At 68.8% G+C, this 24,771-nt stretch carries 24 protein-coding genes; 19 read left to right on the top strand and 5 right to left on the bottom strand.

What is annotated here, in order from left to right; translation table 11 throughout:
* Positions 1 to 26: 26 nt before the first annotated feature.
* From E1202_RS09720 to E1202_RS09710, 3 genes are all read left to right on the top strand, one after another.
* A complete protein-coding gene (locus tag E1202_RS09720) occupies positions 27 to 311 on the top strand; it encodes a hypothetical protein (RefSeq protein WP_132673550.1) in 285 nt (94 codons plus the stop codon).
* A gap of 152 nt (positions 312 to 463) precedes the next feature.
* Positions 464 to 2,848: a molybdopterin oxidoreductase family protein gene (locus E1202_RS09715; protein WP_132682358.1), complete on the top strand. Its 2,385-nt coding sequence runs from the start codon at positions 464 to 466 to the stop codon at positions 2,846 to 2,848.
* Positions 2,845 to 3,327, top strand: a complete 483-nt coding sequence (locus E1202_RS09710; RefSeq protein ID WP_132682356.1) for a hypothetical protein — start codon at positions 2,845 to 2,847, stop codon at positions 3,325 to 3,327. The genes E1202_RS09715 and E1202_RS09710 overlap by 4 nt, the downstream gene beginning before the upstream one ends.
* Positions 3,328 to 3,332: 5 nt before the next feature.
* Here E1202_RS09710 and E1202_RS09705 read toward each other — a convergent pair whose 3' ends face one another.
* Positions 3,333 to 4,208: a Rieske 2Fe-2S domain-containing protein gene (locus tag E1202_RS09705; protein ID WP_132682354.1), complete on the bottom strand. Its 876-nt coding sequence runs from the start codon at positions 4,206 to 4,208 to the stop codon at positions 3,333 to 3,335.
* A 289-nt stretch (positions 4,209 to 4,497) separates the two neighbouring features.
* On the opposite strand from E1202_RS09705, the gene E1202_RS09700 reads away from it, so the two are divergent.
* Both E1202_RS09700 and E1202_RS32965 read left to right on the top strand, forming a co-directional pair.
* Positions 4,498 to 4,926 (top strand): OsmC family protein, encoded by a 429-nt coding sequence (locus E1202_RS09700; protein WP_132682352.1) that lies wholly within the window; start codon positions 4,498 to 4,500, stop codon positions 4,924 to 4,926.
* 193 nt (positions 4,927 to 5,119) lie between these two features.
* Positions 5,120 to 5,272, top strand: coding sequence for a helix-turn-helix domain-containing protein (locus E1202_RS32965; RefSeq protein WP_132682486.1), 153 nt, complete (start codon positions 5,120 to 5,122; stop codon positions 5,270 to 5,272).
* Positions 5,273 to 5,323: 51 nt separating this feature from the next.
* Here the strand turns inward: E1202_RS32965 and E1202_RS09690 are convergent, their stop codons facing one another.
* Both E1202_RS09690 and E1202_RS09685 read right to left on the bottom strand, forming a co-directional pair.
* Positions 5,324 to 6,073, bottom strand: coding sequence for a GAF and ANTAR domain-containing protein (locus E1202_RS09690; RefSeq protein WP_132682351.1), 750 nt, complete (start codon positions 6,071 to 6,073; stop codon positions 5,324 to 5,326).
* Between the two features lie 65 nt (positions 6,074 to 6,138).
* The gene (locus E1202_RS09685; RefSeq protein WP_132682349.1) at positions 6,139 to 6,849 is read right to left on the bottom strand and encodes a GAF and ANTAR domain-containing protein; all 711 of its coding nucleotides are present in this window, start codon (positions 6,847 to 6,849) and stop codon (positions 6,139 to 6,141) included.
* A 289-nt stretch (positions 6,850 to 7,138) separates the two neighbouring features.
* Here E1202_RS09685 and E1202_RS09680 point away from each other — a divergent pair, with 289 nt between their 5' ends.
* The 5 genes from E1202_RS09680 (at position 7,139) to E1202_RS09660 (ending at position 12,004) form a co-directional block, all read left to right on the top strand.
* Positions 7,139 to 7,783: an alpha-ketoglutarate-dependent dioxygenase AlkB family protein gene (locus E1202_RS09680; RefSeq protein WP_132682347.1), complete on the top strand. Its 645-nt coding sequence runs from the start codon at positions 7,139 to 7,141 to the stop codon at positions 7,781 to 7,783.
* A gap of 307 nt (positions 7,784 to 8,090) precedes the next feature.
* On the top strand, positions 8,091 to 8,882 hold the full coding sequence (locus E1202_RS09675) for an acetoin reductase (protein ID WP_132682345.1): 792 nt from the start codon (positions 8,091 to 8,093) through the stop codon (positions 8,880 to 8,882).
* A gap of 210 nt (positions 8,883 to 9,092) precedes the next feature.
* Complete coding sequence (gene ilvD / locus E1202_RS09670) at positions 9,093 to 10,766, top strand: dihydroxy-acid dehydratase (RefSeq protein WP_132682343.1); 1,674 nt, start codon at positions 9,093 to 9,095, stop codon at positions 10,764 to 10,766.
* A 240-nt stretch (positions 10,767 to 11,006) separates the two neighbouring features.
* Positions 11,007 to 11,471, top strand: coding sequence for a VOC family protein (locus E1202_RS09665; protein ID WP_132682341.1), 465 nt, complete (start codon positions 11,007 to 11,009; stop codon positions 11,469 to 11,471).
* A gap of 272 nt (positions 11,472 to 11,743) precedes the next feature.
* Complete coding sequence (locus E1202_RS09660) at positions 11,744 to 12,004, top strand: hypothetical protein (protein ID WP_132682339.1); 261 nt, start codon at positions 11,744 to 11,746, stop codon at positions 12,002 to 12,004.
* Between the two features lie 253 nt (positions 12,005 to 12,257).
* On the opposite strand, the gene E1202_RS09655 is transcribed toward E1202_RS09660, so the two are convergent.
* Positions 12,258 to 12,842, bottom strand: a complete 585-nt coding sequence (locus E1202_RS09655; RefSeq protein WP_132682338.1) for a PadR family transcriptional regulator — start codon at positions 12,840 to 12,842, stop codon at positions 12,258 to 12,260.
* A gap of 110 nt (positions 12,843 to 12,952) precedes the next feature.
* Here E1202_RS09655 and E1202_RS09650 point away from each other — a divergent pair, with 110 nt between their 5' ends.
* The 6 genes from E1202_RS09650 (at position 12,953) to E1202_RS09630 (ending at position 19,494) form a co-directional block, all read left to right on the top strand.
* Positions 12,953 to 14,086, top strand: coding sequence for an aromatic ring-hydroxylating dioxygenase subunit alpha (locus tag E1202_RS09650; protein ID WP_132682337.1), 1,134 nt, complete (start codon positions 12,953 to 12,955; stop codon positions 14,084 to 14,086).
* Positions 14,086 to 15,078: a PDR/VanB family oxidoreductase gene (locus E1202_RS09645; RefSeq protein ID WP_132682335.1), complete on the top strand. Its 993-nt coding sequence runs from the start codon at positions 14,086 to 14,088 to the stop codon at positions 15,076 to 15,078. Before E1202_RS09650 ends, E1202_RS09645 begins: the two co-directional genes overlap by 1 nt.
* A gap of 36 nt (positions 15,079 to 15,114) precedes the next feature.
* On the top strand, positions 15,115 to 16,449 hold the full coding sequence (locus tag E1202_RS09640) for an MFS transporter (protein WP_132682333.1): 1,335 nt from the start codon (positions 15,115 to 15,117) through the stop codon (positions 16,447 to 16,449).
* Between the two features lie 306 nt (positions 16,450 to 16,755).
* Positions 16,756 to 17,712: a DUF6454 family protein gene (locus E1202_RS09635; protein ID WP_132682331.1), complete on the top strand. Its 957-nt coding sequence runs from the start codon at positions 16,756 to 16,758 to the stop codon at positions 17,710 to 17,712.
* Positions 17,713 to 17,783: 71 nt separating this feature from the next.
* Positions 17,784 to 17,942 (top strand): hypothetical protein, encoded by a 159-nt coding sequence (locus E1202_RS31350; protein WP_165943804.1) that lies wholly within the window; start codon positions 17,784 to 17,786, stop codon positions 17,940 to 17,942.
* Between the two features lie 199 nt (positions 17,943 to 18,141).
* Positions 18,142 to 19,494, top strand: coding sequence for an MFS transporter (locus E1202_RS09630; protein ID WP_132682329.1), 1,353 nt, complete (start codon positions 18,142 to 18,144; stop codon positions 19,492 to 19,494).
* A 318-nt stretch (positions 19,495 to 19,812) separates the two neighbouring features.
* Here the strand turns inward: E1202_RS09630 and E1202_RS09625 are convergent, their stop codons facing one another.
* Entirely contained in the window at positions 19,813 to 20,601 is a 789-nt protein-coding gene (locus E1202_RS09625; protein ID WP_132682327.1) for an IclR family transcriptional regulator, read from the bottom strand.
* A gap of 141 nt (positions 20,602 to 20,742) precedes the next feature.
* Here E1202_RS09625 and E1202_RS09620 point away from each other — a divergent pair, with 141 nt between their 5' ends.
* The 3 genes from E1202_RS09620 (at position 20,743) to E1202_RS09610 (ending at position 24,721) form a co-directional block, all read left to right on the top strand.
* A complete protein-coding gene (locus E1202_RS09620) occupies positions 20,743 to 21,276 on the top strand; it encodes a thioesterase family protein (protein ID WP_132682326.1) in 534 nt (177 codons plus the stop codon).
* A 91-nt stretch (positions 21,277 to 21,367) separates the two neighbouring features.
* Positions 21,368 to 22,528 (top strand): acyl-CoA dehydrogenase family protein, encoded by a 1,161-nt coding sequence (locus E1202_RS09615; protein ID WP_132682324.1) that lies wholly within the window; start codon positions 21,368 to 21,370, stop codon positions 22,526 to 22,528.
* A gap of 144 nt (positions 22,529 to 22,672) precedes the next feature.
* Positions 22,673 to 24,721 carry an acetate--CoA ligase family protein gene (locus E1202_RS09610; RefSeq protein ID WP_235877956.1) on the top strand — a complete coding sequence of 683 codons (2,049 nt, stop codon included), beginning with the start codon at positions 22,673 to 22,675 and terminating at the stop codon, positions 24,719 to 24,721.
* Positions 24,722 to 24,771: the final 50 nt, after the last annotated feature.

Here is a 24,771-nt window from a genome sequence, read left to right as displayed (position 1 = left end):
TCGACGCGTTTCTGGAGGGATTTCCCATGGGCGCCGAAACCCGTACGACCTCGGACCACGACGAGATCCGCCGGTGGGTCGAAGAGCACGACGGCGTGCCGGCCACAGTGCGGGGAACCCACGACGGCAAGGACGCCGCAGGCGTGCTCCGGTTCGACTTTCCGGGTGGTGCGGGCGAGGATTCGTTGGAGCACATCAGTTGGGACGCGTGGTTCCGGAAGTTCGACGCCGAGGGGCTGCAACTGCTCTACCAGCTCGAGAAGTCCGACGGCGGGGACAGCACCTTCTTCAAGGTCGTCTCCCCGGACTGAATGCTCAACCCGGTTCGGAAACCCGAGGCCCGGTGTCGGGCGGTGGGGCGGACCGCGATCGGCCGACCACCGCGTCGGCCGATCGCATCGCGAAGCGCCCGCCCGCGGCGGCACCGAGGGCGCAGCTGGTCACGCACACGAGGAGCACCCGCATGGCCGCACGAGATGGTGTATCGCAACCCTGGGGCTCTCGAACCCCCTACGCCGCGGGCGGCGCTTGGCCGTCCAGAGTGGACACCCACCTCGCGGCGGGCGTGGCGGAGGACGACGTCGACGACTGGGTACCGACAGCATCGGTCCTGCACTCCAACGGTGACGGCCTCGACATCGCCGTGCGCCGAGGACGCATGGTGGGCGTGCGCGGGCGCGAGCACGATCGCATCAACCGCGGGAGGCTGGACCCGAAGGATCTCTTCGGATGGCAGGCCAACCACCACCCCGACCGGCTCACCCGGCCGCTGGTCCGCGAAGGCGGGGAGCTCGTCGAAACGACCTGGGACGAGGCCATGGGCCGGATCGTCGAGCACGCCATGCAGCTGCTCGATCGTCACGGACCCAGCGCGCTCGGCTTCTACACCAGCGGCCAGTTGTTCCTGGAGGAGTACTACACGCTGGCCACGATCGCGCGCGGCGCGATCGGCACGCACCACCTCGACGGCAACACCCGGCTGTGCACGTCCACCGCCGCCACGGCGTTGAAGGAATCATTCGGCAGCGACGGCCAGCCCGGCTCCTACACCGACATCGATCACGCGGACGTGATCGCGTTGTACGGCCACAACGTCGCCGAGACGCAGCCGGTGCTCTGGACGCGGATCCTCGACCGACTCGCCGGCACCGACCCGCCCGCCCTCGTCTGCGTCGATCCCCGGCGAACGCCCGTCGCCGAAGCGGCGACGGTGCACCTCGCACCGCTACCCGGGACCAACGTCGCCCTGGTCAACTCCCTGCTGCACGAGATCATCCAGAACGGGTGGGTCGACGAGCAGTGGATCAGCGAGCGAACGGTGGGCTATTCCGAGCTCGTGGAGCAGGTGCGCGATTGCACCCCGGCCTGGGCCGGAGAGATCTGCGACGTGCCCCGGGAGGAGATCGAGGAGGCGGCTCGACTGATCGGCGGCTCCCGCCGGCTGGTCTCGACGGTGCTGCAGGGCTTCTACCAATCGCACCAAGCCACGGCCGCGTCGGTGCAGGTGAACAACATCCACCTCGTGCGGGGCATGATCGGCGAGCCCGGGGCCGGAGTCCTGCAGATGAACGGTCAGCCCACGGCGGAGAACACCAGGGAATGCGGCGCCGACGGCGATCTCACCGGTTTCCGCAACTGGGCCAACGAGGAGCACATCGAAGAACTGGCGTCGCAGTGGAACGTGTCGCCGACTCACATCCCCCACTACGCACCCCCGACCCATCTCATGCAGATCATGCGCTACGCCGAGCAAGGCAGTCTGCGCATGTTGTGGGTCAGCGCCACGAACCCCGCGGCGTCCCTCCCCGACCTCGCACGAATCCGATCGATCCTGTCCCAGCAGGACCTCTTCCTCGTCGTGCAGGACATCTTCCCCACCGAGACGACCGAGCACGCTGACGTCGTGCTCCCCGCCGCCGCGTGGGGTGAGAAGCTCGGGACCTTCACCAACGCCGACCGCACCGTCCACCTGTCGGAGAAAGCGGTCGACCCACCCGGTGACGCGAGGCCCGATCTCGACATCTTCCTGGACTTCGCCAGGCGCATGGACTTCCGCGACCTCAGCGATCAACCACTGCCCGCGTGGAACGACGCCGAATCCGCCTTCGAAGCGTGGAAGCGCGCCAGCGCCGGCCGCCCGTGCGACTACAGCGGCATGAGCTACGCGCTGCTGCGGGAGTCCGGGGGGATCCAGTGGCCGTGCACCGCCGAAAGCCCCACCGGCACCGAACGGCTCTACACCGACGGGAAGTTCTGGGCCCACCCGGACACCTGCGAGAGCTACGGCAAGGACCTGCTCACCGGCGCCCCGAACGAACCGGAGCAGTACGAGGCCATGAACCCCCACGGGAAGGCGCTCATCAAAGCAGCGGCCTACCTCCCGCCCCACGAGTTCCCGAGTCGCGAGCACCCGTGGTGGTTGATCACCGGCAGGACCCTCGTCCACTTCCACACGCGGACCAAGACAGCTCGCGCACCGCAGCTCCAGAACGCCGCACCCGAGGTGTGGGTGCAGGTCTCCGAGGCCGATGCCGCCGATCTCGGGATCTCCGAGGACGACGGGGTCGAGATCACCTCGCCCCGGGGCAGAGTGCTCGCCACGGCGCGGATCGGCGGGATTCGGGACGGCGTGGTGTTCCTGCCCTTCCACTACGGCAACTGGGACAGTCAGGACCCCCGGTCGGCGAACGAACTGACACCGACCGACTGGGACCCCGTCTCGAAGCAACCGCTGTTCAAGACCGGGATCGCGCTGGTCCGCCGGACCGATGCCGAAACCACCAGGGCCACCCGCACCCCGGTCGCGAGCACGGCGGTCGACGAGGAGATCGGCCGGGAGTCCCCATGACGCTCACACGCACGATGCGACGACTGCACCGAACCGAGGCCGCGTTCGCGCTCTCCCTCGAACAGCTCGCCGAGCGGCACCGAGCGGAGGCCGAGGTCCACCACGTGGCGAAGGACCTCGCACCGTGGTCGCGCCGGCACCTCCACGACCTGAGCTCCGATGCCCGGCGGCACGGGCTGCGCCTGGCCCGCGGCCCCGGGCTGACGGCCAGAGCACAGGTCCACCTCGCACGACTCGCTGCCGACGTGTCGGATCGTGGGCTCCCGGAGAGCGTGAAGCTCGTCGCCGACCTGCGTCGCGCGTACGTGCACGCCACCGAGGTCAACCTGTACTGGGAGATGGTGGGTCAACGCGCGCAGGCGATCGAGGACGCCGCTCTCGTCAACACCGCCGCGGTCACGCGAACCGAGGTGGTGCGCCAACGCCAGTGGCTGGACTCGATGATCAAAACGCTCACCCCGCAGGCGCTCGCGAGCTGACGTGCTCAGGGCTCTACGCGTCGGATCGAGATCCGCCCGGCTTGCACGCGGGTCTCGTACCGCGGCTGCGCGAAGACGGCGGGTCCGTCGACGACGTCGCCGGTCTCCATCTCGAAGCAGGAGCCGTGCCACGGGCACATCACCCGATCACCGTCCCGCTCGCCCTCCTCGAGCGGGCCACCGGCGTGACTGCACACCGCCGCGATCGCCATCGGTGCACCCGTGCGCGAGCGCGCGAGCAGCACGGACTCGCCGGCGACCTCCACTCGCCTCAGCTCGTCGGATGCGAGATCTGCCTCCGCGAGGACCTCGGTGAACTCCGCAGGCCCGGCGTGCGCCGAATCCTGGTTGACCCGGACCCCCATGCCGTAGCTCAACTCGCCTCCGATGTGGGCCGCGATCGAGGACAGCGCGAACGCCGCTCCGGAACTCGCCTTGGCGCATCGGCGACTGCCCCGCGCGCGCCCCACGATGGAGGTGATGTTCAGCACGAGGCCGCCCACGTTGAGCAAGGCGTGCGCACTGGCGACCCGCCTGGACTCACCCATGAGGTCTCGCCAGTCGGAAGTGCCGGTCAGCGCCGCGGGCAGGGTCGCCAGCACCCCCACCGCCAGCGCGCCGTCCGCTGCCACGCCGCACCGTTGCGATCCCGACAGCGACTCCGCGGAGTCGAGGATGAGCGCCGTCGTCATCGCTCCCACCGGGATGTCGGTCAACGCGGGGTGCAGCGGAGCGCCCAGCCAGGTCCCATCGAGGAGGTTCCGCAGCGGCATGGCCTTCCGAAGCGCGCCGCGCACCATCGGTTGGATCTTGTCCTCGACCGGGTCCAGCCAGGCGAGTCGTCGCGCCAATCGACGTCCGAGCATTTCCTGCTGTGGCATGGCATCTCCTTCATCGACAACCGCTCCGGGCTCACCACGTCGAGATCGAGCGCACCACTGGCGCGGGCGGGTGCCCACCCATGGTGGGCCGTGGGGCGCCGGCCCGCATTCGACGAACCCACCACCGTGCCGGAACCGGTTGCGAGCAGCGGCCCGCCGCGTTCACGCACCCGTTCGACCGCACCCACCGCTCCCCCGCGTTGGAGGCGTGCGGGCGTCAGGTGTGATCGGATGCCAGGTGGCGCTCACCGAACGGAGCGCCTCACCGTTCGACGAGGAAGGAACCGGCATGGCCACAACACGCACCGCGCACACCGTCTGGCAGGGCACTCTGCTGGAGGGCACCGGCGAGGTAACTCTGGACTCATCCGGCGTCGGGCAGTACCCGGTGTCCTGGCCGTCCCGCGCGGAGGACCCCAACGGCAAGACCAGCCCCGAGGAGCTGATCGCCGCCGCGCATTCCAGCTGCTTCTCGATGGCGCTCTCGAACGGGCTCAGCCAGGCCGGCACTCCGCCCACCAAGCTCGAAACGCACGCGGAGGTCACCTTCAAGCCCGGCGACGGCATCACCGGCATCCAGCTGACGGTGCGGGGCGAGGTGCCCGGGGTCGACGAGAGCGCCTTCGCCAAAGCCGCCGAGGACGCCAAGGCCAACTGCCCGGTGAGCCAGGCGCTGGCGGGCACGACGATCTCCCTCTCGGCTTCGCTGGCTTCCTGAAGCCGCGCTGCTGCCGTCGTCCGGTGATCCGGGCGACGGCAGCTGGCCGGCCTCGCCACGGTCACCCTCGTCGATGCCCGGTCCCGGCCCCACGACCCCTGAGGGGAACTCGACGCTCAGCGCTGGCAGGAAGAGCGCACGATCAGGAATGGGCGTCCGCAGCGTTGGATGAGCGCTTCTCACGGCTGGGCGGCTGGTACGCGCCGCGCTGCGCACGGAGGACTCCCTCACGACCATCGCGGAGGCCATCGGGAACCAGTCCGAGAGAGCGTTCAGCACCGCTTTTCGGCGCGCTGCGGGGATGTCACCGCGAGAGTTCCGCGCCTCACCGCGCGCGCAGCGGTGAGCGCTGTCGATCATTCCGGCTTGCCGGCCGCACCAGGGGCCGGTTGTCCGTTCAGCCAGACCTGCGTCGCAGGACATCGGCCGCCACAACCCGGTCCACCCCCACGCTGCGCGCGAGATCGCTGAGCCTCATCCGGTGCTCGCGAGCGTAGTCGCGCAGCAGGGCGAACGCGGTATCGACATCGATGCCACCTCGCTCCGCCAGCACGCCCTTGGCCTGCTCGATCGTCACCCGGCTGTTGAGAGCACCCTGAAGCTGCTCTATCACGGTTTCGCTGCGTTCCAGCGCGCGCTGCTGCAGGATCCCGATGGTGGCCACATCGGCCAGCGCCTGCCCCAGCCTCCGGTCGTCCTCGGACAGCGATGTGACGTCGTTGCTGAACAGGCTCAGCGCCCCGACGGTCTCGGCCCTCAGCCGCAACGGCAGCACGTGGACCGCCCGGATTCCCTGTCGCCGCGCCTCGAAGGCGAACGCGGGCCAACGCCGACCGTTGCTCTCCAGATCATCGACCAGGACGGGGTGGCCCGTGTGGAACGCCTCCAGGCACGGCCCACGTTGATCGGTTTCGAGCTGGAACAGCTCCAACAGCCGGGCCTGCTCGTTGGACGAGGCCAGCATGCGGAGATCGCCGTGCTCGTCGATGAGCAGCAGGCCTGCCGCAGCCACCGGCAGCAGGTCCACGCAGTGCGAAGCCAGCCTGTGGCTGAGGTCGACGACGTCGTAATCGGCCACCAACGTGTCTGCCATCTCCACGAGCGCCTCGGTCAGCGCCCGCTCGCGCCGCGGGGGGCGGGTATTCATGGCCACTCTCCTTGATGCGATGCGAACGTGGTGAGCACGGCTCTTACTGCGGCACGTCGGTGAAACTACTGCGGCACGTCGGTGAAGCGCAGCCTGCGCGCGACGACATCTGCGCCGACTTCGTCCAGCGACCGATCGTGCCGATAGGCGTACGCACGCAGCCGCACGAACGCCTCCTCGATGCTGATGTCCAGTTGCACCGAAACCATGCCAGTGGCCTGGTGCACGGCCGCATGGTGCCCGACAGCCATGTCGGCCAATCCGCGCCCGCCCCCGTGCGCCTGCGCGTGCAACAGCGCCAGCGTCACCGCCTCGGCGACGACGAGCGCCTCGGTCACCTCGTGCAACGGGCCGGGCCGAGTCCGATAGCAGTCCATCGCGCCGATGCTGATCGCGCCGATCTGCAGCGGGAAGGCGAACAGGGCCCGCGCCCGAGTCGTCTCCGCCTCGTGGATGAACATCGGCCACCGCCCCTTGGCGTCGCCATCACCGAGGTCGGGGACCAGCACCGGTTGTCCATCGGCGAACGCGGACGCGCACGGACCCTCGCCGAGGTTGAACTGCAGCTCTTCGAGGCGGGCCCCGGTCGAGTCGCTCGCACCCAGCAGAGCACGCTCCCCGACGTAATTCCCGCCCATCAGCGACAACCCAACTCCGTCAACCGGCAACGCGGCCAGACACGCACGGCACAACCGTTCCGGCAGCACATCGAGGTCGGAGCTGTCCTCGACGATGGCGAAAAGACCGTCCGCGAGACTGCCCCGGTCCACGGCCATTGGTTTCCGCCCCCCTCTGAGCTGGGGCACGGAAACGGATGTCCAGGTCAACGCATCCGACCCCGCCAATACGCGCGCAAGCGTACTCGTCCCGGCCGCCCACCTGTGAAGACCTGCCGGAGATCCGGGCGGAATCCTAGCGCTGTGCGCAGGTGCGGGAGGCCGAAGCAGACCTTCCCCGCCTCGAAACCCACCTCCCGGGAGCGGGCAGCAGGCGAGCCACCGCCCTTGCCCGCAGAGGCGACCCGCGCCGCTCCGACGTGCGAGACCGAAAGTAAAATCGCAGGTGATGGAGCTCTTCCCGCGTCCGCGCACTGAAATCGCTCCCGGGGCGGTGCACGTCCCCGGGTGGCTGTCGCCGCAGTGGCAGCGGCGATTGGTGAGCGCCTGCCGGGAATGGGCACGACCACCCGCCGGACTGCGGGCCGCACGGTTGCCCAACGGCGCGCGGATGTCGGTGCAGACGGTGTGCCTGGGCTGGCACTGGTACCCCTACCGCTACTCGAAGACCGTCGACGACGGCGACGGTGCACCGGTGAAGCCGCTGCCCGGCTGGCTCGCCGAACTCGGCAGGCAGGCGGTCGCCGAGACCTGCCCCGGCACGGGCCCCTACGACCCGGACATCGCGCTGGTCAACTTCTACGACGCCGGGGCTCGCATGGGCATGCACCAGGACCGCGACGAGCTCAGCCGCGCCCCGGTGATCTCGCTGAGCCTGGGCGATGAGTGCGTGTTCCGCTTCGGCAACACCGAGAACCGCAAGCAGCCCTACACCGACGTCGAACTGCGCTCCGGCGACCTGTTCTGCTTCGGCGGACCGTCCCGCATGGCCTTCCACGGCGTGCCGAGAACCCTGCCCGGGACGGCCGATCCAGAGATGGGCATGAGCTCCGGGCGGCTCAACATCACGCTGCGCGAATCCGGAATGGACTGAGCCCGGCCAACAGCGCGAGGCGAGACGAAGGTCGCGGACCGGATCCGCCCCTCAACCCCGCAGCAGCACGCCCAGGCCCGAAGCGGAGAAGCGAAATCCGCTTCAGGTCTGGCTGTCTCAAACTGAGACAGCCGAGGCCTGCCCCGTGTGCAGCGCCGTTCCTAGGCTCGCTGGTGATGTGAACGGGACCACACGTCGGGTCACGATCTCGTGAGCCGGCGCATCGGCCCCGGCAAGTCTCACGCCCTGACACCGCCCCACACCGGTGCTCGCGCATGAGAACCGCCACCAGGAAGTGGAGAACTCCATGGCTGCTCACAACAACTCCCGCGTCGTGCTCGTCACCGGCGCCGCCCGGGGCATCGGCAAGGGGATCGCGCTGCGGCTCGCCGCCGACGGCCACGACGTCGCCGTCAACGACATCGACGCCAACAGCGACCAGCTCAAAGCCGTCGCCGACGAGATCACCGGACTGGGCAGGCGCTCGGCCGTCGCGGTCGCCGACGTCGCCGACCCGGACGCCGTGCAGCACATGGTCGACACCGTGGCCACCGACCTCGGGCGACTCGACGTGATGATCGCCAACGCCGGCATCGCCCAGGTCAAACCGCTCCTGGAGGTCACACCGGAGGAGTTCGACGAGCTCATGTCGATCAACCTGCGCGGCGTCTACCTCTGCTACAACGCCGCAGCCAAGCAGATGATCAAGCAGGGCGGCGGCGGCAAGATCATCGGCGCCGCCTCGATCGTCGGCTACCGGCCGTTCCCGCTGCTGGCGCACTACTCCGCCTCGAAGTGGGCGGTGCGCGGACTCACCCAGGCCGCCGCGATGGAGTGGGCGCAGTACGGCATCACCGTCAACGCCTACTGCCCCGGCATCGTCGGCACCGCCATGTGGGACCACATCGACGAGAAGCTCGCCGAGCACGAGGGTCTCCGCAAGGGCGCGGCCATCGACAAGTACTCGGAATTGATCCACCTCGGCCGCGTCTCCGTGCCCGAAGACGTCGCCTCGTTCGTGTCCTACCTCGCCTCCAACGACTCGGACTACATGACCGGGCAATCGGTGATGATCGACGGCGGCATCCAGTTCTCCTGATCGAGACGTGAGGTCGGGACGGCGAGCCCCTGACTCCGGTGTTCCCGCGCCGGCGTTTCCGCTGGCGCGGGGCCGGTGCTCGACATGCGGTCCGGGACGTGTTCCAGGAACCCGGACGGCGTTCCGGCGCGTGCTCAGCGTGGGAGGCGTGCTCGCGCGCGTGGGGGCTGCCATCGTGGACCTCGTCGTCCCGTTTGCCGAGGAGGCATCATGTCCGATCTCGAGCTCCGCTCCCGCCAGGTCACCCAGGGCATCGAGCGCACGGCCGCGCGCGGCATGCTCCGCGCCGTCGGGATGCGCGATGACGACCTGGTCAAGCCGCAGATCGGCATCGCGTCGAGCTGGAACGAGATCACCCCCTGCAACCTGTCCCTGCAGCGCTTGGCGCAGGCGGCGAAGGAGGGCGTGCACCACGCGGGCGGCTATCCCATGGAGTTCGGCACGATCTCGGTCTCCGACGGCATCTCCATGGGCCACGTCGGCATGCACTACTCGCTGGTCAGCCGCGAGATCATCGCCGACTCGGTGGAGACGGTCGTCGAGGCCGAAAGGCTCGACGGCACCGTCCTGCTGGCCGGCTGCGACAAGTCCTTGCCCGGCATGCTGATGGCCGCGGCCCGGCTCGACCTGGCCGGAGCCTTCGTTTATGCCGGGACGATCCTGCCCGGGCACGTCGACGGCCGCGAGGTCAACATCGCCGATGCGTTCGAGGCCGTCGGGGCCTGCGCCCGCGGGCTGATCACCCGCGAGCAGCTCACCGAGATCGAGCGCGCCATCTGCCCGGGCGAGGGCGTGTGCGCCGGCATGTACACGGCGAACACGATGGCCAGCGCGGCCGAGGCGTTGGGCATGGCCCTGCCGGGCTCGGCCAGCCCACCCGCCGTCGACCGGCGGCGCGACGGCATCGCGCGGGCCTCGGGCGAAGCGGTGATCCGGATGCTGGAGAAGGGGATCACCGCCCGGCAGATCCTGACCCGGGAGGCGTTCGAGAACGCGATCGCCGTCGTCCTGGCGTTCGGCGGCTCGACCAATGCCGTGCTGCACCTGCTCGCCATCGCCGCCGAGGCGGAGGTGCCGCTGACGCTCGACGACTTCAACCGCATCGGCGAGCGCGTCCCGCACCTGGCCGACGTCAAGCCCTTCGGTGCTCACGTGATGAGCACCGTCGACCAGGTCGGCGGGGTGCCCGTGGTCATGAAGGCCCTGCTCGACGCCGACCTCCTGCACGGCGACGCCCTCACCTGCACGGGCCGCACCGTCGCGGAGAACCTCGCCGAGATCGACCCGCCTGACCTCGACGGAACGGTGATCCACGCGATGAGCGACCCCATCCACCCGACGGGCGGCATCACCATCCTGCGCGGCTCGCTGGCCCCGGACGGTGCCGTGGTCAAGTCCGCGGGCTTCGACACCACCGAATTCCGCGGGCGCGCCAGGGTGTTCGACGGCGAGCAGGGCGCCCTCGACGCCGTCAGCGACGGCACCGTCGTCGCCGGCGACGTCGTGGTGATCCGCTACGAGGGCCCGCGCGGTGGCCCCGGGATGCGCGAGATGCTCGCCGTGACCGGGATGATCAAGGGAGCCGGGCTGGGCAAGGAAGTGCTGCTGGTCACCGACGGCCGCTTCTCCGGAGCGACCACGGGCTTGTGCATCGGGCACGTCGCACCGGAAGCGACCGACGGCGGCACCATCGCTTTGGTGCAGGACGGCGACCCGATCGTGCTCAACATGACCACCAAGACCCTCGACCTCGACGTCCCGCAGGACGAGCTCGACGAGCGGCGGAACGCCTGGACCCCGCCCGCTCGGGAGCACCGCACGGGTGTGCTGGGGAAGTACTCGAAGCTGGTCGGCTCCGCGGCAACCGGAGCGATCTGCACCTGAACACCCCTCCACAGCGGACGTTCTGCGCACCCGCGACTGTGCACCCGGGCGATCCGGCGTCACGCGGTCCACGCCGAAGTAGATCGAGAAGTGCAGGCGCACCAGGATTTCCGCCGGTGCTCAACCGACGATCGCCCGCACCGCGGTCGAAAAGCAAACCCCGCACGAGCGGCGTAGCCTCGCACTCGGCGCCCCCGAAGCGCCCAGCGCGGGGCCACGCCGCTCAGACGAGGGGGAACCATGACGAATGTTCAACCGATCCCGCAGGATTTCCCGCGGGTCACGCCTTACCTGTTCGTCGACGACGCCAATGCCGCGATCGATTTCTACTGCCGGGTGCTCGGCGCCACCGAGCGCATGCGGATGCCGATGCAGAGCGGCAAGATCGCGCACGCCGAGATCGCCGTCGGCGACGCGGTGATCATGCTCGCCGATGAAGCACCTGACATGGGCGCCCGCAGCCCGAAATCCATCGGCGGGACACCGACGATGCTCTACGTGTACGTCGAGGACGTCGACCAGGTGTTCCACGAGGCCGTCCAGTCCGGGGCGACGGTGCTCAACTCGGTGGAGAACAGGTTCTACGGCGATCGGAGCGGCGAGTTCGAAGACCCCTTCGGGCACTCCTGGAGCATCGCCACGCACGTCGAGGACGTGTCCGAAGAGGAGATGTCCCGGCGCATGGCCCAAGCCATGAACGGCTGAGCCGCAATCACGCTCACCGCTGATCCACACAGCGAAACGCACGATCCGGCGCACTCATCCTCGCTGCGAACCGATCCGCAACACCTGGATCCGGCAATGCTGCTGAAGGATGGGTCGATGCAACCAAAGTATCGCGTGCTCGCTACGAAGGAATGGAGCGATATATGCGATCTGCTGATTCGCCGGTCGTGGCCGTGCCCTTAGCTTGGTCATGCCGGGCCTCCTGGCCCGGCATCGGAAGACACGCTGAGGGGATCACGACAATGCGAAACATGTTCCGGGCAGCGGCCGTCGGCGCGGCGAGTGCGGTTTCGATTCTCGGCTTGACGGGCGTTGCCCTGGCCGCACCCGCTGGCGCAGCGCCTTCATCCAGCAGCTCCACGGCGATGAGCGAATGGGAGTACGCCGGTTTCTACGACACGAAGCGCCAGTGCCAGGGCGGCGGCGAGATCTACCTGAACCACGGTTACTCGGACTACCGCTGCACGTACCAGCTCTCGAACGGGCAATTCCTCCTCGAGACCCGCGACTGAGCGGGCGGCCCAGCAGATCAGGTGCTCGTCGTTACCTGGTCTGGGCATGGGCAGGGTCGAGGTCATCGACGCGGCGCCACAAAGGCCCTCGGCGATGTCCTCGACCAGCCACAGTGGACCGGAGCCGCGGCAGAACGCGGTGCAAGCGCCGATTCAGAGCGGCATCGCCGCACTCCTGGGCCGCTGCTCCCACGAGCGTTCATCCGGACTCCTCCACGTGCGCGGAGGGCACCGGCTCACGACCGCGGGGTCTTCAGGTGTCGTGCAGCTCGTCGAGGAGCGCGAAGCCGTCCTGGATCCACGCCAGTTCGGTTCGGGCGCGCGCGATCAGTCCGTCGTAGGCGTAGATCTTGTAGCGGACGGTCAGCTCGGCCTCGCGCTCTTCCAGCTCGGCGATCCGCGCCGCCAGGGTGGGATGGCTGCGGTCGGCGAGGGTCGCTCGGGTGTCCTCGAGCGTGGCCAGGTGCTCTTCCCAGTACGCCTGCTGCTGCCGCAGCTGCTCGCGCACCGCCGCCGGGTCGGCGAAGTCGAAGTACGCGGCCTTCAGGTAGGCGGGGTCGCGCTGCCACTGCGGCACCAGGGGCGATTCCATCCACTCCCGGAACTCGGCGAGGCCCGCGTCGGTGACGTGGTACTCCTTCTTGGTCCCCTTCTTGCCCCAGGGAATCTCGACCGAGGAGAGCAGCCCGTCGCGCTCCATCCGGTTGAGCGCCGGGTAGATCTGCGAGTCCGGGGCGTGCCAGACGTGCGCGACCGAGCGGCTGAAGCTCTTCGAGATGTCGTAGCCGGTCATCGGACGACCCGTCAGCAGCGCGATCAGCGCATATCGCAGCGACAAGACTGCCTCCCCTCCTGATCAGCCACGCTATCCACCCTTGCCAACTCACTATATCCATAGATAGCTTGTGGCTCACGCAACAGATACCTCTCTTCATAGGGAGTTGGCCAATGACGCTCACAACCCCCGCACCGGTGGAACCCGCAGCACCGACCACGGCCGCGGCGAAGATCTTCAACCACCCCCGCAACGCCTGGTACGTGGCGGCCTGGGACCACGAGGTCACCGGGAAGCAGCCGCTGGCGCGCACCGTCGCCGGTGTTCCGCTCGCTCTGTGGCGCAACGCCGAAGGACGCGCCGTCGCGCTCGCCGACGCCTGCTGGCACCGGCTCGCACCGCTGTCGCAGGGCAAGATCCTCGGCAACGAGCTGCAGTGCCCCTACCACGGCCTGCGCTACAACTCGACCGGTCGCTGCACCGCCATGCCCGCGCAGGAGACGATCAACCCGAGCGCGGTCGTGCCCTCCTACCCCGTCGTCGAGCGCTACCGCTACGTCTGGGTGTGGGTCGGCGACCCCGACCTCGCCGATCCGGCCACCGTGCCCGACATGCACCAGGTGGACGACCCGGCCTGGGCAGGTGACGGCGAGACCATCCACGCCGACTGCAACTACCAGCTGGTCCTCGACAACCTGATGGACCTCACCCACGAGGAGTTCGTGCACTCCTCGAGCATCGGCCAGGAGGAGCTCTCCGAGTCCGAGTTCGACGTGACCCACGAAGGCGACACGGTCACCGTCACCCGCTGGATGCGCGACATCGACGCCCCGCCGTTCTGGCTGAAGAACATGCGCGACAAGTTCCCCGGCTTCGAGGGCAAGGTCGACCGCTGGCAGATCATCAGGTTCCAGGCCCCGGCCACGATCTGCATCGACGTCGGTGTCGCCAAGGCCGGCACCGGCGCGCCCGAGGGCGACCGCAGCCACGGCGTGAACGGGTACGTCATGAACACGATCACCCCCGAGACCGACCGCAGCTGCCACTACTTCTGGGCGTTCATGCGCAACTACCGCCTCGACAGCCAGACGATCACCACCCAGCTGCGCCAGGGCGTGCACGGCGTCTTCGGCGAGGACGAGGACATGCTGCGGGCCCAGCAACGCGCGATCGACGCCAACCCGGAGCACGAGTTCTACAGCCTCAACATCGACGCGGGCGGGATGTGGGTCCGCCAGATCCTGGAGCGGATGCTGGCGGCCGAAGGGCGGCCCTCGGCGGCTCCTGCTGCGGGCAGGGGTGCCTGATGGCGGCCCACTCCCAGTCCCGCTGGCAGCGGGCGCAGGTCGTCGAAGCCGATCTCGTCGCCGACGGAGTCCGCCGGATCGTGCTGGAGGTCGAACACCCCGAGCACGCGGCGCCCGGCACGCACGTCGACGTCGCCCTGCCCCGGCAGCAGATCCGCTCCTACTCCGTCGTGCGGTCCGAGGACGGGGGCCGTCGGCTCACGCTCAGCGTGCAGCTCTCCCCCAGCTCCCGAGGTGGTTCCCAGGCCATGCACGTGCTGGCCGTCGGTGACGAGCTCACCGTCACCGGGCCGGTGCAGAGCTTCCCGCTCGCGGTCGGCGCCGGTCGTTACGTCCTGGTCGCCGGCGGCATCGGCGTCACCGCGCTGGTCGCGATGACCTCGGCTCTGCGCCGACGCGGCGCCGACTACGAGCTCGTGCTCGTCGGCCGCAGCCGTCGCGTCATGGCCTACCTCGACGAGCTCAGCACCGAGCACGGCGACCGGCTCCGGGTGCACGTCGACGACGAAGCAACGCCGTTGTCGGTTCCCGACCTTGTCGGCGAGATCGCCGCAGCACCGAACGCGGACACCACCGAGCTCTACATGTGCGGCCCGATCGGCCTGATGGACGCGATCAGGTCGAGCTGGACCGAGCACGCCCTCCCGCAGACCAACCTGCGGTTCGAAACCTTCGGCTCCAGCGGCCGATTCGAGTCCGAGGAGTTCCTGGTCCGCCTCCCCCAGCTCGACCGGGAGGTCGCCGTCGCACCCGACACCTCGCTCCTGGACGCGCTGAACGCGGCCGGGATCGACACGCTCTCGGACTGCCGCAAGGGCGAGTGCGGACTCTGCCTCGCCAAGATCGTCGACGTCGAGGGCACCATCGACCACCGCGACGTCTTCCTCAGCGAGGAGCAGAAGCAGCGCTGCACCAACCTGTGCCTCTGCGTCTCCCGCGCGGTGGCCGGCAACACCGGCGACCGCGCCTCCCTCACCCTCCACCTCAGCTGATCCGGGCCAACGGATCCCTCACCACTGGACACATCCATGACCCTCACGGCACGCATCGGCGCGGCGCCCATGTCCGGCTACCAATGGCTGATCGTCGCGCTCTGCACCTTCATGAACTGCCTCGACGGCTTCGACGTCATGGCGGTCGCGTTCACCGGCCCCTCGGTCACCGAGGAGTTCGGGCTCAACGGTTCCCAGTTCGGGCTGCTGGTCTCGGTCGGCCTGATCGGCATGGCGCTGGGTTCGATGCTGCTCGCCCCCTTCGCCGACCTGATCGGGCGTCGCCCGCTGATCCTGATCAGCCTCGCCTTGGGCACGATCGGCATGTTCGGCGCCGCGATGGCCCCCTCGGTGCTGGTGATGGGCCTGTTCCGGCTCGTGACCGGCATCGGCGTGGGCGGCATCCTGGCCAGCACCAACGTGATCGCCAGCGAGTTCTCGAACGCGAAGAACCGCGGGCTGGCCATCGGCATCTACACCGCCGGGTACGGCATCGGCGCGACCCTCGCGAGCCTCGTCGCCAAGAGCACGGTGGGCGGTGACTGGCGGATCGTCTTCTACGCAGGCGGTTTCGGAACCCTGCTCGCCCTGATCGTCATCGCCGTGCTGCTGCCCGAGTCCATCGCGTTCCTCGAGCAGCGCCGTCCCCGCGCCGCCCTGGAGCGCATCAACCGGACCCTGGCGCGCATGGGGATGGACTCCATCAGCTCGCCCGAACTCGACCAGGCGAGCTCCGCCCGGAAGAACGCCGGGCAGGCCGGTTCGGGCTGGCTGAAGCAGCTGCTCGCCCCCACGATCCTGCTCTGGATCATCTTCATCACCATCATGTTCGGCTTCTACTTCGTCAACAGCTGGACCCCCACCCTTCTCGCCGAGGAGGGGCTGTCGAAGAGCGCCGCGGTCAGCGCCGGAATGGCGATCTCGATCGGCGGCACAGTCGGTTCCGTGCTCTACGGCCTGGCCGCACGGCTCCGCCCGCCGCGGGTCGTGCTGATCGGGTTCTCGCTGCTGTCGGCCGCGATGATGGTCGTGTTCATCCTGAGCACCTCGATCCTCTGGCTGGGCTTCGGGATCGGCGTCATCGTCGGCGCGCTGATCAACGGCTGCATCGCCGGTGCCTACACCGTCGGGCCACCGCTGTACCCGTCCCACCTCCGCAGCGTCGGCATGGGCTGGGCGCTCGGCATGGGCCGGATCGGCGCCATCCTCTCCCCGACCATCGCAGGGCTGCTCAAGGACGCAGGCGCCTCGGCGACCCAGCTCTACGTCGGCGCCGCCGCAGTCGTCGCGCTCTGCGCACTCGCCCTGGTCGCAGTGCGCAAGCACGACCCCGAGTCCACCCCAGCCGCCGAGGAGCCGGCCACAGCCTGAGACAACGCGGGTTCGATCACGCGGACGCACGAGGCGAGGTCGCCGAGCCGACCCACTCGGCTGTGCCGTCCGCGTGATCGTCCACCGGTGCTTGCCGGGGACCTCATTCCTGCGTGGCTCGCACGTGGGAAAGCGGCGGACGCTCCTCGTACCGGACAGGTTCCGCAACTGTTCACGTGCGAGCCGTGGAGTTCCGCCCCGGTTTTGCATCGAATTGCTGCGAAGCCCCCATCCGGTTGATCGCGAAGTGCGTGTCGCGACCGCGTCGCGCGAGGTCTCCCGGTCCCGAAGAGCCGGAGGACATGGATGAGAACCGCAGTCGTCGGTGGCCTCGCGACGGCCTTCCTCGGAGCGGTGATCGCTCCTTACGCGCTGGGAATCGCAGCGACCCCTAATTCCACAACGCGCGATGACGCCGTCGTGGACGGCTTCCAGCAGACGAGCCGCTCGACCGACTGGCAGTTGGAGCAGCGGATTCCGCTGCGCTTCCCGTCCCACCACCCGCAGGGACTGGCCTCCGTCGGCGACCGCCTGTTCCTGTCCACTGTGGAAATCATCGAGAAGCCGCAGAAGTACCCGGAGCCCGTCGACGGGTACGACCGCTCGCCAGGCCGGGGTGTGGGACATGTCCTCGTGCTCGACAGGCAGGGCAACCTGATCCGCGACGTCGTGCTCGGCGAGGGCACCGTGTATCACCCGGGTGGGATCGACTTCGACGGCGAATCGCTGTGGGTGCCCGTCGCCGAGTACCGTCCCAACAGCAGCTCGATCGTCTACCGCCTGAACCCCGAAACGCTGCGCGCCGAGGAGGCGTTCAGGGTCTCCGACCACGTCGGCGGAACGGTTCGAGACCGCGTCACCGGCACCGTGCACGGAGTGAGTTGGGGGTCGCGCACGCTCTACCGGTGGACGCCCGCGGGGCGCGAGCTCTCCCAGCAGGACAACGCAAGCCACTTCATCGACTACCAGGACTGCGACTACGCCGCGAGCCAGGCGATGATCTGCGGCGGCATCGCTGAACTCCCCACCGCAGACGGCGGCGCGTTCGAACTCGGCGGTCTGGCGCTCGTCGACCTCCGGGACAACCGGATCCGCCACGAGATCCCGATGCAGCAGCGGTCCGCGGCCGGTCACGTCGCCACCCGGAACCCGGTCCACCTGGAGCACGACGCCGGAACGTTGCGCCTGTGGGCCGCACCCGACGACGGCGATGCGGCCGGCGGCACCGAACTCCTCGTGTATCGGGCCACGGCGAACGACTGACCCGGTTGCGACTTCGACGACCAACGCCGCGTCTTCGGATCAGGCAACGATCCACGATCCACCATGGCCAGATGGATCAGGATGGGGAAGCTGCTACCCGCAAGGCGGTCGACGACGGTGCCCATGAATTCGGCGGCGGAATCGAAGATCGGCACTCGGTGATGCGGAAATTCGGCGTCCACAAGCGAAGGTCGGTGATCCGCGCGGCTCGCGCGCACCGCGTCCTCTGACCACGTTCCTGCCTCGCCCACCCCGATGAGCCACTCCCTCATCGACCCCTTTGGCATGCGCTCTGACCTGCAACGACGAGCCCGTCACGCCGCCTCTTCCGGAAGCCCGAAATGCCCCCTTTCGCGGGTAGTGGCCCCTGCAGCACGTCGCCATACTTCCTGCACCGAATCGCCATCGTTCTCAACGAGGAGATCACCCATGGCCATCGAAGAACCACGAGCGCGCGAGGTGTCGTTGCGCCGGGTCGCGATCGCGAGCTGCGCGGGAACGACCATCGAGTTCTACGACTTCTTCATCTACGGAACGGCAGCCGCGCTCGTCTTCCCCAAGGTGTTCTTCCCCGCGCTCGGTCCGGCCGCAGGCACCGTGGCATCGTTCGCGACGTTCGCCGTCGCCTTCTTCGCGCGTCCGGTCGGAGCCGTCCTGTTCGGCCACTACGGCGACCGGCTCGGGCGGAAACGCACGCTGATCTCCACATTGCTGCTCATGGGCGTCGCCACCGTCCTCATCGGACTGCTCCCCAGTGCGGAAACCATCGGCGTCGCAGCTCCGATCATCCTCGTGGCCCTCCGCTTCGCGCAGGGCTTCGCCGTCGGAGGTGAATGGGCCGGCGCGACGCTCTTGGCGGCCGAATACGCGCCCAAGGCCAAACGCGGGCTCTACGGCGTGTTCCCCCAGCTCGGCCCGGCGATCGCGTTCGCGCTCTCGAGCGCCACGTTCCTCATCACAGGGCTGGTCATGGGGCACACGGATGAGGCGTTCCTGTCCTACGGCTGGCGCATCCCGTTCCTGGTCTCGATCGTGCTCGTCGGCATCGGTTTCTACGTCCGCCTCAGCATCGACGAAACCCCGGCGTTCAAGGCGGCGCAGTCCGCAGCACCCACCGAACAGCCGACACGGCTGCCGTTCCTCGAGGTCTTCAGGGCGCAACCTCGCGAAGTCCTGCTGTCGGCCGGTTCGCTGACCATGCTCTTCGCGTTCTTCTACATGGGCACCGCGTATCTGACCAGCTACGGCACCAACCCGCAGGGCGCTGGACTCCCGCGCACGGTCGTCCTCAGCATCGGGATCGCCGCGGCGGTGGTCTTCGGCATCGCCACCGTGCTCGCCGGGGTGCTCTCGGACAGGTTCGGCCGCCGAAAGGTGATCATGGGTTCGTGCGCCGTGGGCATCCTCTGGGGACTGGCGCTGTTCCCGTTGCTCGACACCGGCGCCGCCGCCGCGTTCGCCATCGGACTCACCGTGAGCCTCTGCGTCGTCGGCATCTCCTACGGGCCGGCCGGTTCATTCCTCCCCGAACTGTTCGAGCCGCGCCACCGCTACACCGGCGCCGGTCTGGGCTACAACATCGCCGGCGTCCTGGGCGGCGCCGTGCCGCCCCTCCTCGCTCCCGGCCTCGCCGCGACCTTCGGCGGGATCGGGATCGGCGTGATGCTCTCGGTGCTCGGACTGGTCTCGCTGGTCTGCACCGCCGCACTGGCGGAAACCCGCGGCCGGGCGCTCGCCCACGAACGCTCTGGCCTGCCGCCGATGGCGGCCGCCGCCGACTGATCCCGTGACGAGTGTTGGCCGGGCTCGCCCCGGGCCTGCCCAACACTTCGTCCGCGATCCGACCCTCCGCCGGCCGCACTCCTCGGCGAGGCCACGCCCCGAGGTCTCCGCCATGCCATCACCGCGACCGGACTCCTCGGATACGGGTGGGGGGTATATCCGATAGGGTGCTGCCGATGCTGCTGGAAGCAGCACCCGAGGACGAGACCAGGGCGATGAAGAGCATCGCCGAGGACGAGCAGGACCACGCACGAGGCCCGCACCGGAGCCCTCGCCGCTCCAGGTGCGGGTTCACCCTGCGGCAACCAACCGCTTGTTTCACGCCATCGCGGCGGCTACCTCGGCAGCGGCTTCGCCAGCCAGGGCACCGAGTTCGGCGAAGCGGGACTCCGGCACGCGATCTCGTGGTCCCCAGATGCTGACGATGGCGAATGGACGGCGGCCGGAATCCAACACGGGCGCCGCGACACCGTACACCTGGGACTCCAGCTCGCCGACGCTGACGCTGTAACCCTGCTCCCGGATCTCGGCGAGTTCCGCGCGCAGCGCGCGCTGGTCGGTTCGCGTGGTCGCGGTGTACTCCGGCAGCGGAGAGGCGAGCATGGCTTCGACGTCGCCCTCCGGCAGCCAGGCCAGGAACGCCTTACCGGCCGACGTCGCGTGGATCGGCACCTGCCGACCTAGCCAGCGAGCGCTGAGCACCACGGGCGGCACCACTTCGTCGACGTAGGTCAAGCCGAGCCGCTGCACGACGGCAAGGTTGGCCGTCTCGCCGGTCTGCCGACTGAGCCGCTCCAGAACATCGTGAGCGCGGCGCACGAGGACGTCCACGCCCGCCGTGGCGGCCATCCGGCTGATCGCGAAACCGATCGCATAGCGGTTGGTCACCGGGTCGCGCTCGACCAAGCCGTGGTGCTCCAAGGTGGCAAGCAGCCGCCACGCGGTCGCCCGGTTGAGACCGCAGTCCGCAGCGAGCTCGGCTGCCGGGCTCCCGCCCGGGGAACTCGCCGACACCGCGTTGAGCAGCGCCACCGCGCGGTCGACCGACTGCACGCGGCCAGCCGAGGACTTGTGTTCGTCCTGGTCGTGGGCCACTTCCACACTCATGACCCCACCCTAGGGGATTGACTCCGCGTCGCCGCGCGCGGCGCTGCCCGAGCGGGCCCCTCAGTCGTCAAGCCTTGACTGCCCTCATATCGGCTCGTAGCGTCGCACATTACGAACTTCCACTGCATGATGTGAGATGAAATGGATCGAGTGGTCACCCCATACGAAGGCAGCGGACATCGCACGTGGGACGACACCGCAGAAATCCCGGCGCCGCTGCGCCTGCACCAGACACCGGTCAGCTCGCGATGGGTCGACTACAACGGCCACATGAGCGAGTCCTGCTACCTGCTGGTTTTCGGCGACAACTCGGACGCGTTCTTCCGCTACCTCGGCATCGACGAGCAGTACCGGGAAGGCGGGCACTCGCTGTACACGGTGGAGACGCACATCCACAACCGCCGCGAGGCAGCTGAGGCCGAGCCGCTGGCGTTGAGCCTGCGGTTGCTCGACCACGACGCCAAGCGAGTGCACGTCTTCCACGAGATGCGGCACGGGGAGACCGACGCGCTGCTGGCCACGGCCGAGCAACTGCTGGTGCACGTCGACATCGATCGCGGCAGGTCGATCGAACTGCCACCGCACCTGCAACACCGGCTGGCCGCGATCCACCGGTCGCACGCCGCTATGCCTTTCCCCGACCTCGTCGGGAAGCCCATGGGCATCCGACGCTAGCGGGCGCCCGTCCTTCGGCGAAGCAGTCACTCGCTGCCGAAGCGTCCGCGCCTTCTCCCGGGCCGTGAGAACAGTCTTCAAGGAGCACACCGTGGATTTCGACCTGACCGACGAACAACGGATGATCGTCGACACCGTGCGCAAGTTCGTGACCACCGAGCTTCAACCGCACGAAGACACCGTCGAGCACCTGGACGAAGTGCCGCCCGACATCGCCGAGCGCATCCAGCGCAGGGCGGTCGAAGCCGGCCTCTACGCTGCCAACATGCCCGCTGATCTCGGTGGTGGCGGCTTGGACGCCACCGCGATCACGCTAGTGGAGCGGGAACTCGGTCGCACCAGCTACGCGCTGCAGATGCTCGTCGCCCGCCCGAGCAACATCCTGCAAGCCTGCGAAGGCGAACAGCGCGACCGCTACCTGATGCCCGCGATCCGCGGCGAGCGCCACGACTGCCTGGCCATGACCGAACCCGGCGCGGGCTCGGACGTGCGGTCCATGACCACCCGCGCCGTCCGCGACGGTGACGACTACGTGCTCAACGGGACCAAGCACTTCATCAGCCACGCCGACACCTCCGACTTCGTCGTGCTTTTCGCCGCCACAGGTACCGAGCAGACCCCGCGCGGGCCGAAGAACCTCATCACGGCGTTCCTGGTGGACCTCGACTCCCCCGGGCTGACCGTTCAACGCGGGTCGGCGTGCGTCTCTCACCGCGGCTACCACCAGTGCGAACTCGTCTTCGACGACTGCCGAATTCCAGCCGGGCAGCGGCTCGGCGAAGACGGCGCAGGATTCGACCTGATGAACCAGTGGTTGGGAGCCAGCCGACTGAGCGTCGCGGCCACCAGCGTCGGCCGCGGGCACCGGGTGCTGGAAACGGCCACCCGATGGGCGGCGGAAAGACAGCAGTTCGGCCAGCCCATCGGCAAGTTCCAGGGGGTCGGGTTCCAGTTGGCCGACATGGCCACCGAGCTGGACGCCGCGGAGCTGCTCACCCTACGTGCCGCCGCGAAGCTCGACAGCGGCGACATGACCGACCAGGAAGCCGCTATGGCCAAGCTGTTCGCCTCCGAGGCGCTGGGCCGGATCACCGATCGAGCGCTGCAGATCTTCGGCGGCATGGGCCTGATGTCCGAGCTGCCCATCGAACGGTTCTGGCGCGATGCTCGTGTGGAGCGCATCTGGGACGGCACCAGCGAAATCCAGCGGCACATCATCTCACGCGCTCTGCTCCGCCCGCTGGGTGCGTGATCCGTCGAACCTCGTGAGCCGTCGTTCCAGTTCCTACTTGCCCGCAAAACCCCCTCCATCACGAGCACCGAACGACCCCGAGGGTGTGTCATGAGCGCTGATACCAAGCCCATTTCACCATCACGACAGGAAAACCTGCGCCGTATGCTGACGCCCCGGCACATCGCCGTGTTCGGCGGCGACACCGCGGCCGAAGCGATCCGGCAGTGTCGTCGAGTCGGCTTCGCCGGACCCATCTGGCCAGTGCATCCGACCCGGAGCGCTCTCGAGGGCCTGCCGTGCTATCGCAGTGCCGCCGAGCTCCCCGACGCACCGGACGCCGCATTCGTCGCGGTGCCGAGAGAGGCAACCGTCGACGTGGTCGCCGATCTCGCGGCACGTGGAACCGGCGGAGTGGTCTGCCACGCCGCCGGTTTCGCCGAGCACGGCAGCGGCGGTGCCTCCCTCCAGCAGTCCTTGGTGGACGCTGCGGCTGACATGGCGCTGGTCGGCCCCAACTGCATCGGCATCCTCAACTACCTCGACGGCGCTGCACTGTGGCCGGACCAGCACGGCGGCCAGCGAGTTGACCGCGGAGTCGCGGTGCTCACCCAAAGCGGCAACATCGGCCAGAACCTCACCATGCAACGCCGCTCGCTACCGCTCGCTCAGCTGATCACCCTCGGCAACGGCGCGGTGACCGGCGTCGCCGACCTCGTCGAGGCGGTGCTCGCCGACCCGCGCATCACCGCGATCGGTCTGCACTTGGAAGGCATCGACGACGTGGCAGGCCTGTCCCGGATCGGACTCCGAGCGCTGCGCGCAGGAGTCCCCGTGGTGGTGCTGAAATCGGGCACCTCCGAGCTCGGAGCTCGGACCAGTCTCAGCCACACCAGCTCCCTCTCGGGTTCCGACGTGCTCTGCGACGCGCTGTTCCGGCGACTGGGCATGGCCCGCGTGCACAACGTGGACACCTTCGTGGAGACCCTGAAATTCCTCCACGCGCACGGCGCGCTGCCCGGCAGCCGCATCACCTCCGCCAGCTGTTCCGGCGGCGAAGCGGCGTTGGTAGCGGACCTGGCCGAGCGGCGCGGGCTCGAGCTGCCGCCGCTGCCGGCCCACACCGAGACGCGGCTGCGGCAACTGCTCGGCGAGCGGGTCGCCGTGGCCAACCCGCTCGACTACCACACCTACATCTGGGGCGATCTCGCAGCGCAGACCGCGTGCTTCACCGAGCTCCTCGCCACCGGCCTCGACTGCCACCTGCTCCTGGTCGACTTCCCCCGCGATGACCGCTGCGTCGACGGTCCGTGGACGACCACCGCGGACGCCTTCCTGGCAGCGCACCGCGCGGTGGGCGGAACGGCGTGCGCCGTCAGCTCGTTGCCCGAAGGAATCCCGGAGCACCTCGGCGAACGACTGCTCGACTCAGGCATCGCGCCCATGCAGGGCATCGGCGACTGCCTAGAGGCGATCGCCGCCGCCGTGCAAATCGGTGCGGCGCAAAGGCGAGTGGAATCACTGACCCCGTTGGAGGCCCCAACAGCAGGCACCTACGAGCACCACCAGCTTGACGAGCACGTCGGCAAGCGCGAGCTGGCAGCCGCCGGACTCACCGTCCCCGAGGGCGTGCTGACCACCTCCCACGAAGCACCGGAGGCCGCCGCCGGTCTTGGTTTCCCCGTGGTGGTCAAAGCAGTGTCAACCGACTTGGCGCACAAGAGCGAAGCCGGCGGCGTGCGCGTCGGTCTGACGAGCCGGGAACAAGTGCGAAGCACCGTGGCCGAGATGGACTCGCTCACGGATGCCTTCCTGGTCGAGCGCATGGTCCAGGGCACGGTCGCCGAACTACTGGTAGGCGTGCACCGCGACCCGCAATTCGGCCTCGCTCTGACCATCGGTGCGGGGGGCGTTCTCGTGGAACTGGTACGGGACTCCGCCACCCTGCTACTGCCCGCGACTCGCGACCAGATCGAGGAGGCCCTGCGCGGGCTGCGGATCTGGCCGCTGCTGGCAGGTTTCCGAGGGCCTGGAGCCGATGTTCCCGCCGTGTTGGACGCGATCACCGCCGTCGTCGACTACGCGCGCGGCGAGGAGCGACTCGTGGAACTGGACGTGAACCCGCTGCTGGCGCTTCCGAACGCGGCGGTGGCGGTGGACGTCCTGGTTCGGAAGACGGGCGCTGCTGCGAACGTGCGCTGCGAACCGATTTGACCTTCGCCTCCAAGCCGGCCCCGGTACAGCTCGCGGCACCGATCGGACGC

This window comes from Saccharopolyspora karakumensis (assembly GCF_004349225.1).
In the GTDB taxonomy this organism is placed as follows: Bacteria; Actinomycetota; Actinomycetes; order Mycobacteriales; family Pseudonocardiaceae; genus Saccharopolyspora; species Saccharopolyspora endophytica.
Note: the sequence above shows the minus strand (reverse complement) of the source record. Positions and strands in the feature narration are given on the sequence as shown.